A 14,739-nucleotide genomic window follows, 5' to 3' on the forward strand; every position below is an offset into this window, starting at 1 on the left:
ACGCTCCTCCCAGCCGGCAATGATCGGATCGATCCAGGCCCAGGCCGTCATGCAGCCGGTGATACAGCGCCGGGATCAGCTTGCGCCGCGCCAGATCCCCCGTCGCGCCGAACACCACGAGATCGAAGGCCCCGACAGGAACAACACGCGCAACCATCAGACAGACCCTCCGGCCGGGGCGCCGCCGCAGCCGCCATGCGGCGCACGGCACCAGCGCGGCGTGCCATGCCGCGGAACCCTCTCCGGACCGCTCAATCCGGGAGGCGCCGGCCGATCCCCCAGCGATAGGGAAACCACCAGCCGATCTCGAGCGCGTCCGGCGCCAGCCCCGCGGCACGGCCGAGCACCTGGAAGTCCTTCCGGCGGAACGCCCGGCGCACCGAGAGCGGCGCATCGTGGCGCACGAAGCGGTGCAGCGGCACCAGCCGGGTGACGAGACCGGCGAACCCCGCCGGCACCGGATGGCGGTGCAGGTCGTTGATGAACCAGCCGATCCGCGCCTGGCGCTCCTGCCAGCGCAGGAAGCGCACGAGATCCCCGTCGTCCAGATGATGGGCGAGCAGCGCGCTGATCACCAGGTCGACCGGGCGCTCCGGCTCCCAGTCGAACACGTTGGCGGCGAGGTAGCGGATTCCGTCCGCGGCCGGGGTGGCGGCGCGCGCCGCGGCCGTCGCCGCCGGGTTGATGTCGATGCCGGTGAGCTCCAGCGCGATGCCCCGCGCCCGGCCCCATGCCGCGATCCGGCGCAGCATGGCGCCGCGGCCGGCGCCGATATCGGCGATGGCGAGGCGTCTGCGATCCCCGGCCACCCGATCGAGCCAGGCCAGCGTCGGGCGATGGCCGCGCACCAGGCCGTCCAGCCATTCGATGTCGCGCAGGCAGCGGTCCATCTCGGCGGCGGAGACCCTCTCGACATCCATCCTCTCGGCCCGCCGCACCCGCCCGGGGAGCAGCGGCGCCGGCCCGCTCACCCCGTCGCCGACTCCCGGAAGATCATGCTCTCGATGCTGAGCCCCGGCCCGAAGCCGATGGCGATGCCGGCGCGCCCCGACTGCGGCGCCTCGAGCATCCGCTTGAGCACGAAGGACAGCGTGGCCGAGGACATGTTGCCATAATCCCGCAGCACCGAGCGCGAGGTGGCGAGATCCGCCTCCGGCAGGTCGAGGCCGCTCGCCACCGCATCGAGGATCGTGCGCCCGCCCGGATGCACCGCCCAGAGCCCGACCTCGCCGCCCTCGATCCGCGCCTTCAGCCCGGCGACATGCCCCGGCACGGTGCGCGCGATGATCCGCGGCACCTGGCCGGAGAGCCACATGTCGAAGCCGTCATCGCCGATGTTCCAGGTGATCTTGTCCTCGGTCTCCGGCGCGATGTCGGAGGCGAAGCCGTCGAGCCGCAGCCCCGTCGGCTCGGCGCTGACGATGCTGGCCGCCGCGCCGTCGGCAAACAGCAGGAACATCAGCGCGGTGTTGAGCGGCGTGTCCGGCGTGATCTCCTGCAGATGCAGCGTGCAGAGCTCGATGTTGAGCGTCAGCACCCGCGCCTCCGGCTCCGAGCGGACGATGTGGCGCGCGGTCTTGAAGCCGTTCATCGCCGCGTTGCAGCCCATGAAGCCGATCAGCGTGCGCTCGACCCGGCTGTCGAGCCCGTGCTTCGCGATCAGGTGGCCGTCGAGCCCCGGCGCGACGAAGCCGGTGCAGGAGGTGATGACGAGATGCGTGACCCCCTCGGCGGCATTGTGCCCGAGCCGCGCCGAGAGATCGGCCAGCGCCCGGTCGGCCAGCGCCGGGCTGTCCTGCTCGAAGCGGCGCATCCGCGTGCCGGTGGTCGGGAAGGCGCCGGGGCGGTAGAAGCCGTCGCGGCAGTAGCGCTCGGCCATCTCCTCGGGCGAGACCGGCTCGATCGAGGAATAGCGGTGCTCGATGCCGGAGCGCTCGGCGAGCTTGCCGAAGGCCTTGCGCTCCTTGTCGCCGGGGAGCAGCCCCGGCACGGCATCCACGAAGGCGGCGTGGATGTCGTGATCGGGCACACCGGTGCCGATGGCGTTGAGAAAAGCGTCCATGACCATGGTCCAGTCTATCCCTTTCGCGGACCCGCCGCCACGTCGTTGCATACGCGGGCCGGGTCAGCCCCCCGCTCGGTTCCCCGGCCCGGCGGAAAGCACCAGGCAGGCATTCTGGCCGCCGAACCCGAAAGAATTCGACAACACGTGCCGCAGCCGCGCCGGGCGCGCGCCTTCGGCCACCGGGTCGAGCGCGATCTCCGGGTCCTGCGTCTCGATGTTGATCGTCGGCAGGATGACCTGCTCGCGCAGCATCATCAGCACCGCCACCGCCTCGATGGCGCCGGCCGCCGAAAGCGTGTGCCCGATCATCGACTTGGTGGAGGAGACCGGCAGCCGCGGCATCCGCTCGCCGAAGACGAGGCCGCAGCTCAGCGCCTCCATCTTGTCGTTCTCCGGCGTCGAGGTGCCGTGGGCGTTGACATAGTCGATATCGTCCGGCGCCAGCCCGGCCCGCGCGATCGCCGCCCGCATCGCCGTCGCCGCCGGCATCCCGCTCGGGTCGGAGCGGGTGCGGTGATGGCCGTCGGTGGTCTCGCCCCAGCCGGCGATCCGCCCGAGGATCCGCGCGCCGCGGGCCTCCGCCGCCGCCCGGCTCTCGAGCACCAGCGCGCCGGCCCCCTCGCCGGGGACGAAGCCGTCGCGGTCCACATCGAAGGGGCGCGAGGCGGTCTCCGGGCTGTCGTTGCGCCGCGACAGCGCCGCCAGCAGCGAGAAGCGCGTCAGCATCTCGGGGCTCAGCGAGGCATCCGCGCCGCCTGCGATGGCGGCCTCGCAATCGCCGCGGGTGATCGCCTCCGCCGCCGTCTGGATCGCCGTGGCGCCCGACGAGCAGGCGGTGGAGAGCACCACCGGCATATCCCGGATCGCGAACCGGTCGGCCAGCCGCGCGGCCACGTGATGCGAGCGGATCCGGCCGTAGAGCGGGCGGAACCCGGGCTGGCCGGCCACCGCGAGCAGCGCCGTGTCGCCGCCGGCCGGCATCTCCGCCCCTGCGGCGAGGGCGAGCCGGTCCGGCCAGTCGAGAAAGATCGGCGGCAGGCCGATCACCAGCGGCCCGGGAAAGGCACTGCCGCCGAGACCGCTCTCGGCCAGCGCCTCCTCGATGGCGAGCGCGCCATAATGCTCGGCGAGGTCTCCGGGCCGCTGCCCCTCGGTCCCCGCCAGCGGCACCGCGGCGGCAAACTGGGTGCGCTGGCCCTCGACCGGGAAGCGCGTCAGCATCCGGGCGCCGGAGCGGCCCTCGCGCATCGCCGCCCAGTTATCCGCCGCGCCGATGCCCAGCGCGGTTACGATGCCGATCCCCGTGACGACAACCTCGCGCCCGCTCATGCCGCCGCCTCCACCAGCGCCGCCGCCTCGCCCCGCCAGTGCGCACCGCCGCTGACGAGCACCCGCGGCGCGTCTCCGGCCGCCACCGCCAGGGCGGCGAGCGCCACCGCGGCGGGAAATGAGGCATCCATGCCGTGCCCCGCGAGATCGCCGAGCGCGACGATCTCCGCCGCCGGGCAGGCCGCCCGGATCGCCGCCAGCTCGGCCTGGCTCCGCGCCGGCATGCCCGAGGCCGCCGAGATCGCCAGCGGCACCGCGGCGCCCGCCGCGAGGCCGGCCAGCGCCGCGGCAAGGGGCCCGAGATCACTGCCGCCACCCGGCCCGGTCCAGGAGGAGACCAGCCCAGAGAGCCGCGCCAGCACCGGCGCGCCGCGGGCCGCCGCCGCGGCGGCAGGCTCCAGCATCAGGAAGGCCGACATCGCCCCCGGCACGATCCCGCGCCGGCCGGCATCGAAGACCGGCACCACCGGCCCCTCGTGCAGGAGCCCGCCGATGGCCAGCGCCAGGATCCGGTCCGGCGGCGCGACATTGTAGGCCCCGCCCACCAGCAGCCCCGCGCTCTGCCCCGCCTCGATCCGCGCCAGCGCCGCGGCCAGGGCCTGCATGCCGCCGGTCTCCTCGCCCATGAAGGTGCGCGAGCCGCCGCCGAGCCCGTGCACGATGGCGATGTTGCCGCCGAGCATGTTGGGCAGCTGCGCCAGCATCGAGGAGGGTTTCAGCTCGCGCTGCAGCCGGGCGTTGAGCTCCGGCCCCCAGTCGGCCATGCCGGCCAGCGCGCCGATCACTGCGGCATCCGCCTCCGGGTCGCGCCCGCCGCCATCCGCGGCGACATGCAGCTCGACACGCGCCATCGCCTCCACGTCGCCAAGCAGCCCGGCCGCCTCCAGCGCATCGCCCGCGGCGGTGACGCCGAGCAGCTGCCAGTGTTCCATCTGCCGCCGGTCGCTGCGCTTCGGCACCCGCCGCTCGAGATCGACATCGGCCGCGGCATGGAAGGCGAAGGGCGGGTGGGTCTCGCTGTCCGGCACCGGGCCGCGCCGCGCCCGCAGCGCCGCAAGATGCGCCTCCGGGCTCTCGCCCGCTGCCGAGACGATGCCGATGCCCGTGATCGCCGCGCCCCTGATCGCCCCGCCGCTCATCCGCCCGCCGCCCCGATCAGCCCGAGCGCCTCGGCCCGCGCCCGCAGGATGTCCAGCACCTGGCCGAACTCGGCCGCGAGGCGGAAGCGCAGCGCGGCATCGGCCACCTGCCGCCCCTCGCTGCGGATCTCGGCGGTGGCCGCGACATAGCCCGAGCCCTCGGTCTCCACCGCCATCGCGATCTCCAGCGCCGCGCCGGGGCCGACATAGGCCCGGAAGCGCGCCCGGTCGATCGCCATCAGCACCGGCAGCCGGGCGAAATCGCGCCGCTTGAGGATGAGGAAGCCGCAGGCCTGCGCCATGATCTCGGTGAGCATGGTGCCCGGCACCAGCGGCGCCCCCGGGAAATGGCCCTCGAAGACCGGGCTCTCCATCGGCAGCCGCGAGCGCGCGCGCAGGGTTCCGCCGGCGGCGTCGAGCGCCACCACCTCGTCGATCAGCTCGAGATATTCGAGGCGCATCCCGCTCCCCCAGGCGACGCGCGCCCAGCCTGGCCGGCCGGGCTCACGCCGAGGCCTGCGCCGCGAGTTCCTCGATCCGCGCGCAGAAGTTCCGCATCAGGAAGTAGTGCTCCGCCGGAACCTCGCCCTTCTCGACCTTCTCCGCCCATTCCTCCACCGGCACCTCGACGTCGAAGGCCTTGTCGATGGCGAAGGTCACGTCGAACATGTCGATGCTGTCGAGCCCGAGATCCTCGGTCAGGTGGCTGTCCATGGTGATCGCGTCGCGCTCGACATCGGTGTTTTCCGCGATGATATCGGCGAGCCTGTCGAATGTCGAACTCATGGGATCACTTCCGCGCCTGAAACCTTCCGGGCCGAGTGACAAGCAGGCCCCGTTCCCTCACGGTCAGGATCACGCAATCGCGAGGAAAGTCAATCTTCTGGCGCCCGGTGCGGATGCGACTCATTCGTGAGCTGTCGCGCGCCGCGGCATCCCCGGCGGCGCTGGCGCCAGGGGCGCAAGGCGCGGCGCCCCGAATAACGACGCGCACGCAACACCCTGGGCATCACCGGATTTACAGACAATTCGCTTGAAACCCTGAAGACAAACTTCCGTATGACGAGATCTTGCACGGCCTGGAAGCAACGCGCGGCGCATTGACTGGAGAATGCGAAGAAAGGGCAGATCGGCCACGACGCCGGAACCGGCACCCACGGCCTGTCGGCGGTCGCGGATGCCCAGCCGTGCAAAGGCGGGCCGCAAGGACCCTGACGTCGCGGCGCGTGGTAGGCCCGGAGGGACTCGAACCCCCAACCAAACCGTTATGAGCGGTCTGCTCTGACCAATTGAGCTACAGGCCCCCGCCCCGTCGATAATCCGGCGGGGCGGCCGGGGTCAATCTCCCGCGCGGGCCGGAGCGGCGCCGGCGGGGCGGGCTCAGAACTCGTCGCCCGGGGCCCAGCGCATGGCGTGGAGGAAGGCCCAGCGCCCGTCCTCGCGGCGATACCAGGCGGTGACGTTCTCCGCCGGGCCGAAGGACCAGGTGGCCTCAAGCAGGCGCTCGGGCGCAGCGGCGAGCGCCGCCCGGTCGAGATGGTTCAGGAGCTCTATCCGGAACTCCGAGACATTGCCGTCCAGCAGGATTTCCTCCGCCTCTGCCGGTGGGCCGAAGCGCGCCTCCGCCTCGGCGAGGCTCAGCCCCGACAGCGCCGTGGCCTCGCCGCCGGCCTCGTTCCGCTCCGCGCCCATGGCGGCCTCCCTCTCTGGCTGCAGGTCTTCCGCCGCGGCCGCCACCACCAGCAGCGCCCCGGCGACCGGGCCGATCCAGCGCCCGCTCATCCGACGCTCTTCACCTCGAATCTCGTGTTGGGGATGATCTTGTTCAGCTCCCAGATGATGTGGTCGGCATGGCGCTTCTTCAGCTCGGTGCCCCAGTTCATCATGCTGGCGCGCTCCTCCTTGTAGTCGCTGCCGTCCTTGTACTCGTCGCCATGGCCATGGCCCGAGGCCGCGTGCTTGGAGTTGCCGACCGCATGGCCGAACTCGTGGGCGGCGGGGAGGTTCTCGTATTTCTTCCCGTCCTCCTCGAACTCGTTCGGCACCAGGTCCTCGGTGTCGAGCTGGATGGTCTGGGCGTTCCAGTTCACCTTGCTGCCCTTGCTGTCGCCCTTCGGGATCTTGGTCACCGTCACCGTCCAGTGCCCGCCCGAGGTCACGTACTTGATGTCGAAGCTCACATCGAACACCGTGTCCTTGTAGTACCTGGCGAAATCCGACGTCCCCTTGCAGACGATCTTGTATTTCCCACTCCACTTCGCCCATATCGCCTTGTCGACCTTGTTATGGAAGCCGATCTTCTCCTTCGAGGTCCACTTCTTCGCAGTGGCGCGCTTGTTGTAGATGTACTGCCATTTCTGCTGTACGAAGATCAGCTTCTTCTCGGCGTTGATGCTGATCGACATGCGCGGCAGGTCCTTCTTGTAGGCGGTCTTGGCCGGCTTCTTCGGGATGTCGGGGATGACGATCTTGTCCCCGGGCTCGATCTGGTTGGGATCGGGCCTGAGCTTGCGGAACTTGGCGTTCTCCTTGGCCTGGTAGATCAGCTTCCAGCTGTCGATGCCGTGCTTCTTCGCGATCTTGCCGAGGGTCTCGCCCTTGCGCACCGTGTGCGTCACCGGTCCTGTCATGTCTGTCTCCCAGCGCGGGGAAGGTTTCCCCAGTGTGAGGTTTAGTGCCCACGGCCTCAAGAAGAGGTTCACAACAGTTGCGCATCGGCTTTCCGCGGCGGCCCGGCTCGGATAAAGCTCGCCCGTGACACAAGGAGCGGCATCGCCGCAGGAGACGGAGCGCAGCATGAGCGACAGACCGAATCGCCTCACCTATGCCCAGGCGGGCGTCGACATCGATGCCGGCAACGCGCTGGTCTCGCGCATCGGGCCGGCGGCGGCGCGCACCAGCCGCAGCGGCGTGATGGCCGGGCTCGGCGGCTTCGGTGCGCTGTTCGACCCGAAGGCCGCGGGCTTCTCCGACCCGGTGCTGGTGGCGGCGACGGACGGCGTCGGCACCAAGCTGCGCATCGCGATCGACACCGGCCGGCTCGGCGGGGTCGGCATCGACCTCGTGGCGATGTGCGTCAACGATCTCGTCTGCCAGGGCGCCGAGCCGCTGTTCTTCCTCGACTATTTCGCCACCGGCAAGCTCGCGGTCGAGGCCGCGGCAGAGGTGATCGAGGGTGTCGCGGAGGGCTGCGCCGATGCCGGCTGCGCGCTGATCGGCGGCGAGACGGCAGAGATGCCGGGGCTCTATGCGAAGGGGGATTTCGACCTCGCGGGCTTCGCCGTCGGCGCGCTGGAGCGCGGCACCGACCTGCCCCGCGGCATCGCCGAGGGCGACGTGCTGCTCGGCCTCGCCTCCTCCGGCGTGCATTCCAACGGCTTCTCGCTGGTGCGGCGGGTGGCGGAGCTGGCCGGCCTCGGCTGGGACGCGCCCTGCCCCTTCGACGACCCCGCCGGCGCCGAGACCCTGGGCGCCGCGCTGCTGGCGCCGACGCGGATCTATGTCCGCCCCTGCCTCGCCGCGATCCGCGCCGGCGGGGTGCACGGGCTCGCCCATATCACCGGCGGCGGGCTGACCGAGAACCTGCCGCGCATCCTGCCCGAGGGCCTCGGCGCGCGCATCGACCTCGGCGCCTGGGACCTGCCGGCCTGCTTCGGCTGGCTCGCGACGGCCGGCGGAATCGAGGCGGCGGAGATGCTGCGCACCTTCAACTGCGGCATCGGCATGGTCGCCGTGGTGGCGCCCGAGGCGGCGGAGGCCCGCGCCGCCGAGCTCGGCGCCGCCGGCATCGACACCCGCGTGATCGGCGCGGTTACCGGCACCGCCGGCCTCGCGCTCTCGGGAAGCCTCGTGTGAGCCGCGCCGTCGGCATCCTGATCTCCGGGCGCGGCTCCAACATGACCGCGCTGGTCGAGGCGATGCAGCGCGCCCCCGGCCCGGCGCATCCGGCGCTCGTGCTGTCCAACCGCCCCGGCGCCGGCGGGCTCGAGACCGCGGCCCGGCTCGGCGTGCCGACGGCGGTGGTGGACCACCGCGCCTTCCCGGACCGCGAGCGCTTCGACGCCGCGGTCAACTCCCGGCTCGCCGAGGCCGGGGTCGAGCTGGTCGCCTGCGCCGGCTTCATGCGGATCATGACCCCGGTGCTGACCGGCGCCTGGGCCGGGCGAATGCTCAACATCCACCCCTCGCTGCTGCCGCTGTTCCCGGGGCTCGACACCCATGCCCGCGCGCTCGCTGCCGGGGTCGCGATCCATGGCTGCACGGTGCACGAGGTGACGCAGGAGCTCGATGCCGGCCCGATCCTCGGCCAGGCCGCGGTGCCCGTGCGCCCCGGCGACACCGAGGCCAGCCTCGCCGCCCGCGTGCTCGAGCAGGAGCACCGGCTCTACCCCCGCGTGCTGGCCGCCTTCGCCGCCGACCCGGCAGCCGCGCGGGCCGGGCGGGTGGCGCTCTTTGCCGCAGGGTCAGCCTGAGCGCCGCCAGCCGCGCTCCGCGCTTGCGCAGCCGCCCCCGCAATGCTTGTACTGTGCCGAACGTCACCCCGGAGGAAGCCCATGTCCCGCATCGCCGCCGCGGCCGTCGCCGCCGCCCTCGCCCTGCCGAGCCTTCCCGCCATCGGCGCCGAGGCGCTGAGCTTCGCCCATTTCATGCCGGTCACCTCCTGGCAGAACGAGGCGCTCTTCGCCGACTGGGCCGCAGCGGTGGAAGAGGCATCGGGCGGCGAGCTCGACGTCACGGTGTTCCCGGCGCAGACGCTGGGCCGCGCGCCGCAGGGCTACGACAACGCCCGCGACGGCATCGCCGACATCGCCTGGACGGTGCAGGGCTACACCCCCGGCCGCTTCCCGCTCAGCCAGGTGATCGAGCTGCCGGGGCTGTTCGAGCGCGCCGAGATCGGCTCCTGCGCCTTCCAGAAGCTCTACGATTCGGGCGTGCTCGATGCGGAATATGCCGAGACCCACGTGCTCTGGGTGCATACCCACGGCCAGGGCCACCTGCACACCCGCGGCAAGCCGGTCACCCGGCTCTCGGATCTCGAGGGGCTGAAGATCCGCCGGCCCTCCCCGGTGATCGGCGAGCTGCTGACCGAGCTCGGCGCCGAACCGGTCGGCATGCCCGCGCCGGCGATCTACGAGGCGATGAGCCGCGGCACCATCGACGGCTACATGCTGCCCTGGGAGGCGATCGCCGGCTTCCGCCTGCACGAGGTCTCCGACAACCACACCCTCTTCGGCTTCTACGCGCTGGCCTTCGTCACCACGATGAACAAGGCGCGCTACGAGGCGCTGCCGGCCGAGGCGAAGGCAGCGATCGACGCCAATACCGGGATGAAATGGGCGCGCATCGCGGGTGCCGGCTTCGATGCCGGCGATGCCCGCGGCGAGACCGTGACGCGCGAGAGCGGCACGGTGCACGAGATCGCCGGCGAGGAACGTGCCGAATGGGAGGCCGCCGCGGCGCGCCTGACCGAGACCTACCTCACCCAGCTCGAGGAGGCCGGCCTGCCGGGCCGCGAGACCTATGCCGCGGTGCAGGGCTATGTCGCCGAATGCCGCGCGGAGATCGACGGCTGACACGACGCCGCTGACGGGGGAACGGGCGATGACACGCGCGCTGGGATGGCTCCTGCGCGGCTGTGACGGGCTGGCCATGCTCGCCGCGGCCCTGCTGCTGGCGGTGGTCGCGGGGGCGATCCTCGCGCGGCTGCTGTTCGATCTCACCGGGGGGGCGGTCAATGTCCTGCTCTCCGGCGCCATCGAGCTCTCGCGCTATGCGCTGCTGGTGACGGTGCTGGCGGCGCTGCCGGGGGCGCTGGCCTCGGGGCTGGTGCGGGTCGACCTGCTGATCGAGCGGCTGCCGGCCGGCCTTGCCGCGCTGCTCGAGCGGCTCTGGCACCTGCTCGCCGCGGCGATCGGCGGGGTCGCGCTCTGGCGGCTGGCGATCAAGGCGGCGGACCAGGCGGCGCGCGGCGATCTCACCCAGGATCTCGGCCTGCCGCTCTGGCCCGTCACCGCCTTCGCCGCCGCGGCGCTCGGGATCTTCGCGCTGACCGGGCTGGCCTGCGCGCTCGGCATGCGGCCCGGCCGATGACCGCGCCGATGGCCGCGCCGATGGCCTTGCCGATGACTGCGCCGGAGCCCCGCCCATGAGCCCGCAGGAAACCGGCATCGCCGCGCTCGGCGTGCTGATCGCGCTGCTCGCGCTCGGCTGCCCGGTGGGGCTCGCGCTGATCCTGGTCGGCGGCGGCGGCTTCGCCATCGCCATCGGCACCGGGCCGGCGCTGTCGATCCTCGAGCGCTCGATCATCGACGTCGCCTCGACCCACGGTTTCACGCTGATCCCGCTCTTCATCCTGATGGGCGCGCTGATCTCCCGCGCCGGCGTCGCGCGCGAGCTGTTCGAGGCGGCGCGGCGGGTCTCCGGCGGCTGGCCCGGCGGGCTCGCGGTGGCCGGGCTCGGCGCCTCGGCGGCCTTCGCCTCGATGTCCGGCTCCTCGCTGGCCACCGCCTCGACGATGACCCGCGTGGCCTGGCCGGAGATGCAGGCGGCGGGCTACGACCCGCGGCTCGGCGCCGGGGCGCTGGCCGCCGGCGGCACGCTGGGGATCATGATCCCGCCCTCGATCGCTCTCCTGCTCTATGCGCTGATCACCGAGCAGTCGGTCGGCGCGCTGTTCCTCGCCGGGCTGCTGCCGGGGCTGCTGGGCTTCGCGCTCTATGCCGGGGCGGCGGCGCTGATGGCGCGGGTCTGGCGCGGCGAGAGCCTGCCGCTGCCGCCGCCGGCCGCCGGGGGCGCGGCGCGCATCCTGGCGCCGCTGGCGCTGCTGGCGCTGGTGATGGGCGGGCTCTATGGCGGGCTCTTCACCCCGACCGAGGCCGGCGGCGCCGGCGCCGGGCTGGCGCTCCTGCTGGCGCTCGCCCGCGGCGTGCGCTGGGACGGCATCCGCGCCGCGCTGGCCGAGACGATCCGGATGTCGGCGACGCTCTTCGTGATCCTGATCGGCGCGGAGGTCTTCGGCTACCTGCTCTCGGTCAGCCGGCTCTCTGGCGCGCTGGCCGACGCCATCGCCGCCGGCGGGCTCGGCCCCTGGGAGACGCTGGCGGTGATCCTCGTCGCCTATCTGGTGCTCGGCTGCGTGCTCGAGAGCCTGGCGATGATCCTGCTCACCGTGCCGGTCTTCTATCCCATCGTGGTGGCCGCGGGGTTCGACCCGATCTGGTTCGGCGTGGTCTGCGTGATGGTGGTGGAGACCGGGCTGATCTCGCCGCCGGTGGGCATGAACCTCTTCGTGGTGCGCGCCGCCGCGCCCGGCATCTCGACCCGCGCGGCGATGCTCGGCGCGCTGCCCTTCGTCGCGGCGGATCTGCTCCGGCTCGCCTGCCTCATGGCGGTGCCGGGGCTGGCGCTCTGGCTGCCGCGGCTGCTGGGGCCGTGAGACCCGGGCCGGAGCCGGAGGCGGAGCCTGCGCGGAAGCGGCAGCGCGCTCAGCGGCGCTCCACCCGGTCGCGCAGCCATTTCGCCGTCTCGCCAAGCTCGTAGGCGCGCAGGAAGTCGCGCTGCGCCGCCTCCTGCCGGCCCTGCGATTCGAGGAACAGGCCGCGCGCGCCCCAGGCCCGGGCCCATTCCGGGTCGAGCTCGATGGCGCGGTCGAAATCCGCCTCGGCGGCGCGCGGATCGGAGGCCGCCCGCGCCCGGCCGCGATTGAGCCAGGCCCCGGCATCCGTCGGGTTGCGCGCGATCACGGTGGAGAAATCCGCCGCCGCCGCTGCGCCGTCGCCGAGCAGGAGATAGCCGACCCCGCGGTTGAAATGCGCCGCGTCCAGCCCGCCGTCGAGCTGGATCGCCCGGGTCAGGTCGGAGACCGCCGCGCGCGGGTTGCTGCCGCGCAGATGCGCTGCGCCGCGGCCGAGCCAGAGCTCCGCCGCGGCCGGGGAGCGGGCGATGCCGGCGTCGAAATCCTCCAGCGCCTCGGCATACTTGCCCTGCGCCAGCCGCGCCCGCGCCCGGTTGCCATAGGCGCCCACGAGGTCGGGATCGGTGGCGATGGCGAGGCCGAAGGAGGTCTCCGCATCGGAGTGCCGCCCGAGCGCCGCCTGCGCCACGCCGAGATTGACCAGCACCGCCGCGCGCTGGCCGGGGCGCAGCTGCACGTCGCGCAGCGCCCGCTGGCAGAGCGTCAGGCTGTCGCCCGGCGGCAGGCTCGCATCGGCGCAGCCCGCCAGCACGCCCCCCTGCGCCTGCGCCCGCGGCTCGCCCGCGCCGAAACAGAGCCCGAGCACCGCCGCGCCGAAGATTGCCGCCACCATCCGCGTCATGCCGCTTGCCTCCGCTGCCGCTCCGGGGCGACACTAGTCCGACCCGCCGCGGAGCGAAAGACACCGCACCGCGGCGCTTCGCCCTTGAGCAAGGGGGCCGGATTCGCCAGAGTGCAGCCGAACAATCCGGAGTGGTGCGATGGAATACGAATACAAGGCGGTCGGCGGGCCGGATCGTGGCAAGAACAGGCGCGGCTGCAAGACCACCGCCGACCGGGTGGCGGTGGCCATGCAGGAAATCATCCGGCGCGAATCCGCCGAGGGCTGGGAATACCTGCGCACCGATCTCGTGCCGATCGAGGAGCGCTCGAGCCTGCTCTCGCCGAAACGGGTGGTGCATTGCGCCGTGCTGGTGTTCCGCCGTCCGCGCAGCCGCCCGGCCGACAGCCGCACCGAGCTGAGCAAGAAGGCGGCGCGGATCTTCGGCATGGCCGGCAAGGGCGGCAAGCCCGGCAAGGGCAAGCCGATGCGCGCCCAGGCGGCGCCCGAGGCGCTCGACGACATGGCCGAGGCGCGCGGCAGCCAGGGCGCCGGGCTCGCCACCGGGCTGTCCACCGGCCCCGGCACCGGCCATGCGACCCCGCCGGCGCCGCAGCCGCGCAGCGCGCCGAGCCCGCAGGAGCTCATCGCCGAGAGCCAGGTGCCGCAGCAGGCGGCCCGCCTGCAGAGCGCCCCGTCCCCGGCCGTGGAGGCCGGCCGCCCGCAGCCGGAACCGACCCGGCTGCAGCCGCCGCAGGCGCCGCAGCCGGCCGAGCCCGAACTCACCCAGTTCCGCGCGCCGCAGGTCGAGACCACCCGGATCCACACCCCCGATCAGGCGCCGCGGCCGATGCCGCAAGCCGCCCCGCAATCCGCCCCGCAGGCTGCACCGCCCGAGGAGACCCGGATCGCCGCGCCCGAGCCGGCCCCCGCGGCGCAGCCGGACCGCACGCAGATCCGGCCGCCGACCCCGGAGCAGCTGCAATCGGCCATGCTCGCCACCCATCCGGTCTTCGCCATGGCGCAGCAGACCGGCGTCACTCCGGCGCCCGGCGGCCAGGACGCGCCGGACGCCACCACCATCGGCGCCGCGCCGCCGGCCGCGCCGAAGGTCCAGACCCCGGCGCCGGCGCAGCAGGTGACCGGCGACATGGCCGAGGACCAGACCCAGGCGACCGGGCTGTTCACCCGGGCGCACAACCCGAACGGCCCGCAGGGCGGCGGCCGGGGCTGAGCCTGCCGGCGCGGCGCGGCCGCCATGCCCGGGCCGCCGGCCGCACCGCTCAGATCGCGGCCTTCAGCGCCCCCATCAGGTCGCCGAGCAGCTTCACCGCCATCTCGTCGGTGAGGTTGCCCGCCTCGTCGAACTTCCTGCCCGACTGGCCGAGATTGACCTCCGGCGCATGAACCCGGTGCATGCCGAAGGGCAGCAGCATCAGGTAGAGCGCGGATTTCGAGCGCTGCCCCCCGGCGATCCCGGCGGCGGCGGAGACCACCGCGACCGGCTTGCCCGCGGTCGGCATCGGCTTCGGCCGGCTCACCCAGTCGAGCGCGTTCTTGAGCAGGCCCGGCGGCGCACCATTGTATTCCGGCGTCGAGATCACGATGGCATCGGCCCAGAGGATCTTCTCGCAGAGCGCCGCCACCGCCGGCGGCTGGCCCTTTGCCTCGAGATCCTCGTCGAACAGCGGCAGGCGCAGATCGGCCATCTCGAAATGGTCCGGCGCGAAGGCCCGCGCCGCGGCATGCACGAGTTTCGTGTTGGTGCTCTCCCGGCGCAGCGAGCCCGAGATTCCCAGAAGCTTGGTCATGTCCCCTCCTTGCAGGTTCTGCGGCGCAACCTAGCCCCCCGCCGCCGACAGACCACCCCCGCGCCCGGCCGGGCCGCCGGGCGTGGGGAGGGCCGCGCCCG

The 14,739-nt window shown here is 72.9% G+C and carries 16 protein-coding genes, 1 tRNA gene and 1 pseudogene; 6 read left to right on the forward strand and 12 right to left on the reverse strand.

Translation table 11 applies throughout. The features are described 5' to 3' along the window. The 10 genes and pseudogenes from QSJ97_RS12365 to QSJ97_RS12410 all read right to left on the reverse strand — a co-directional run. Positions 1-157: pseudogene (locus tag QSJ97_RS12365) on the reverse strand (glucose-6-phosphate dehydrogenase); the annotation flags it as partial. Between the two features lie 94 nt (positions 158-251). Further along, complete coding sequence (locus QSJ97_RS12370; RefSeq protein WP_285672082.1) at positions 252-920, reverse strand: methyltransferase domain-containing protein; 669 nt, start codon at positions 918-920, stop codon at positions 252-254. A gap of 47 nt (positions 921-967) precedes the next feature. Next, positions 968-2,062 (reverse strand): type III polyketide synthase, encoded by a 1,095-nt coding sequence (locus QSJ97_RS12375; protein ID WP_285672083.1) that lies wholly within the window; start codon positions 2,060-2,062, stop codon positions 968-970. 63 nt (positions 2,063-2,125) lie between these two features. After that, the gene (locus QSJ97_RS12380) at positions 2,126-3,394 is read right to left on the reverse strand and encodes a beta-ketoacyl synthase N-terminal-like domain-containing protein (protein ID WP_285672084.1); all 1,269 of its coding nucleotides are present in this window, start codon (positions 3,392-3,394) and stop codon (positions 2,126-2,128) included. Continuing rightward, positions 3,391-4,533 carry a beta-ketoacyl-ACP synthase gene (locus QSJ97_RS12385; RefSeq protein WP_285672085.1) on the reverse strand — a complete coding sequence of 381 codons (1,143 nt, stop codon included), beginning with the start codon at positions 4,531-4,533 and terminating at the stop codon, positions 3,391-3,393. Before QSJ97_RS12385 ends, QSJ97_RS12380 begins: the two co-directional genes overlap by 4 nt. After that, complete coding sequence (locus QSJ97_RS12390) at positions 4,530-4,994, reverse strand: 3-hydroxyacyl-ACP dehydratase FabZ family protein (RefSeq protein WP_285672086.1); 465 nt, start codon at positions 4,992-4,994, stop codon at positions 4,530-4,532. Before QSJ97_RS12390 ends, QSJ97_RS12385 begins: the two co-directional genes overlap by 4 nt. Before the next feature lie 43 nt (positions 4,995-5,037). Then, positions 5,038-5,319: an acyl carrier protein gene (locus QSJ97_RS12395; protein WP_285672087.1), complete on the reverse strand. Its 282-nt coding sequence runs from the start codon at positions 5,317-5,319 to the stop codon at positions 5,038-5,040. Between the two features lie 441 nt (positions 5,320-5,760). After that, positions 5,761-5,837 (reverse strand) — tRNA-Ile (locus QSJ97_RS12400). Positions 5,838-5,913: 76 nt separating this feature from the next. Further along, positions 5,914-6,315 carry a hypothetical protein gene (locus tag QSJ97_RS12405; RefSeq protein WP_285672088.1) on the reverse strand — a complete coding sequence of 134 codons (402 nt, stop codon included), beginning with the start codon at positions 6,313-6,315 and terminating at the stop codon, positions 5,914-5,916. Next, positions 6,312-7,163 carry a LysM peptidoglycan-binding domain-containing protein gene (locus QSJ97_RS12410; protein ID WP_285672089.1) on the reverse strand — a complete coding sequence of 284 codons (852 nt, stop codon included), beginning with the start codon at positions 7,161-7,163 and terminating at the stop codon, positions 6,312-6,314. Before QSJ97_RS12410 ends, QSJ97_RS12405 begins: the two co-directional genes overlap by 4 nt. A gap of 166 nt (positions 7,164-7,329) precedes the next feature. Between QSJ97_RS12410 and purM the strand changes: the two genes are divergently transcribed. The 5 genes from purM (at position 7,330) to QSJ97_RS12435 (ending at position 11,968) form a co-directional block, all read left to right on the forward strand. Beyond that, positions 7,330-8,388 carry a phosphoribosylformylglycinamidine cyclo-ligase gene (purM, locus tag QSJ97_RS12415; RefSeq protein ID WP_285672090.1) on the forward strand — a complete coding sequence of 353 codons (1,059 nt, stop codon included), beginning with the start codon at positions 7,330-7,332 and terminating at the stop codon, positions 8,386-8,388. Then, the gene (gene purN, locus QSJ97_RS12420) at positions 8,385-9,005 is read left to right on the forward strand and encodes a phosphoribosylglycinamide formyltransferase (protein ID WP_285672091.1); all 621 of its coding nucleotides are present in this window, start codon (positions 8,385-8,387) and stop codon (positions 9,003-9,005) included. The genes purM and purN overlap by 4 nt, the downstream gene beginning before the upstream one ends. A gap of 81 nt (positions 9,006-9,086) precedes the next feature. After that, positions 9,087-10,106 carry a TRAP transporter substrate-binding protein gene (locus QSJ97_RS12425; RefSeq protein WP_285672092.1) on the forward strand — a complete coding sequence of 340 codons (1,020 nt, stop codon included), beginning with the start codon at positions 9,087-9,089 and terminating at the stop codon, positions 10,104-10,106. A 28-nt stretch (positions 10,107-10,134) separates the two neighbouring features. Beyond that, on the forward strand, positions 10,135-10,623 hold the full coding sequence (locus QSJ97_RS12430) for a TRAP transporter small permease (protein ID WP_285672093.1): 489 nt from the start codon (positions 10,135-10,137) through the stop codon (positions 10,621-10,623). A gap of 55 nt (positions 10,624-10,678) precedes the next feature. Further along, a complete protein-coding gene (locus QSJ97_RS12435) occupies positions 10,679-11,968 on the forward strand; it encodes a TRAP transporter large permease (RefSeq protein WP_285672094.1) in 1,290 nt (429 codons plus the stop codon). A gap of 49 nt (positions 11,969-12,017) precedes the next feature. On the opposite strand, the gene QSJ97_RS12440 is transcribed toward QSJ97_RS12435, so the two are convergent. Further along, a complete protein-coding gene (locus QSJ97_RS12440; RefSeq protein WP_285672095.1) occupies positions 12,018-12,848 on the reverse strand; it encodes a tetratricopeptide repeat protein in 831 nt (276 codons plus the stop codon). 139 nt (positions 12,849-12,987) lie between these two features. Here QSJ97_RS12440 and QSJ97_RS12445 point away from each other — a divergent pair, with 139 nt between their 5' ends. Then, complete coding sequence (locus tag QSJ97_RS12445) at positions 12,988-14,061, forward strand: hypothetical protein (protein ID WP_285672096.1); 1,074 nt, start codon at positions 12,988-12,990, stop codon at positions 14,059-14,061. A gap of 49 nt (positions 14,062-14,110) precedes the next feature. Here the strand turns inward: QSJ97_RS12445 and QSJ97_RS12450 are convergent, their stop codons facing one another. After that, a complete protein-coding gene (locus tag QSJ97_RS12450; RefSeq protein ID WP_285672097.1) occupies positions 14,111-14,638 on the reverse strand; it encodes an NADPH-dependent FMN reductase in 528 nt (175 codons plus the stop codon). Positions 14,639-14,739: the final 101 nt, after the last annotated feature.

Origin of the sequence: Paralimibaculum aggregatum, assembly GCF_030270585.1 — a bacterium.
Taxonomy (GTDB): domain Bacteria; phylum Pseudomonadota; class Alphaproteobacteria; order Rhodobacterales; family Rhodobacteraceae; genus Thermohalobaculum; species Thermohalobaculum aggregatum.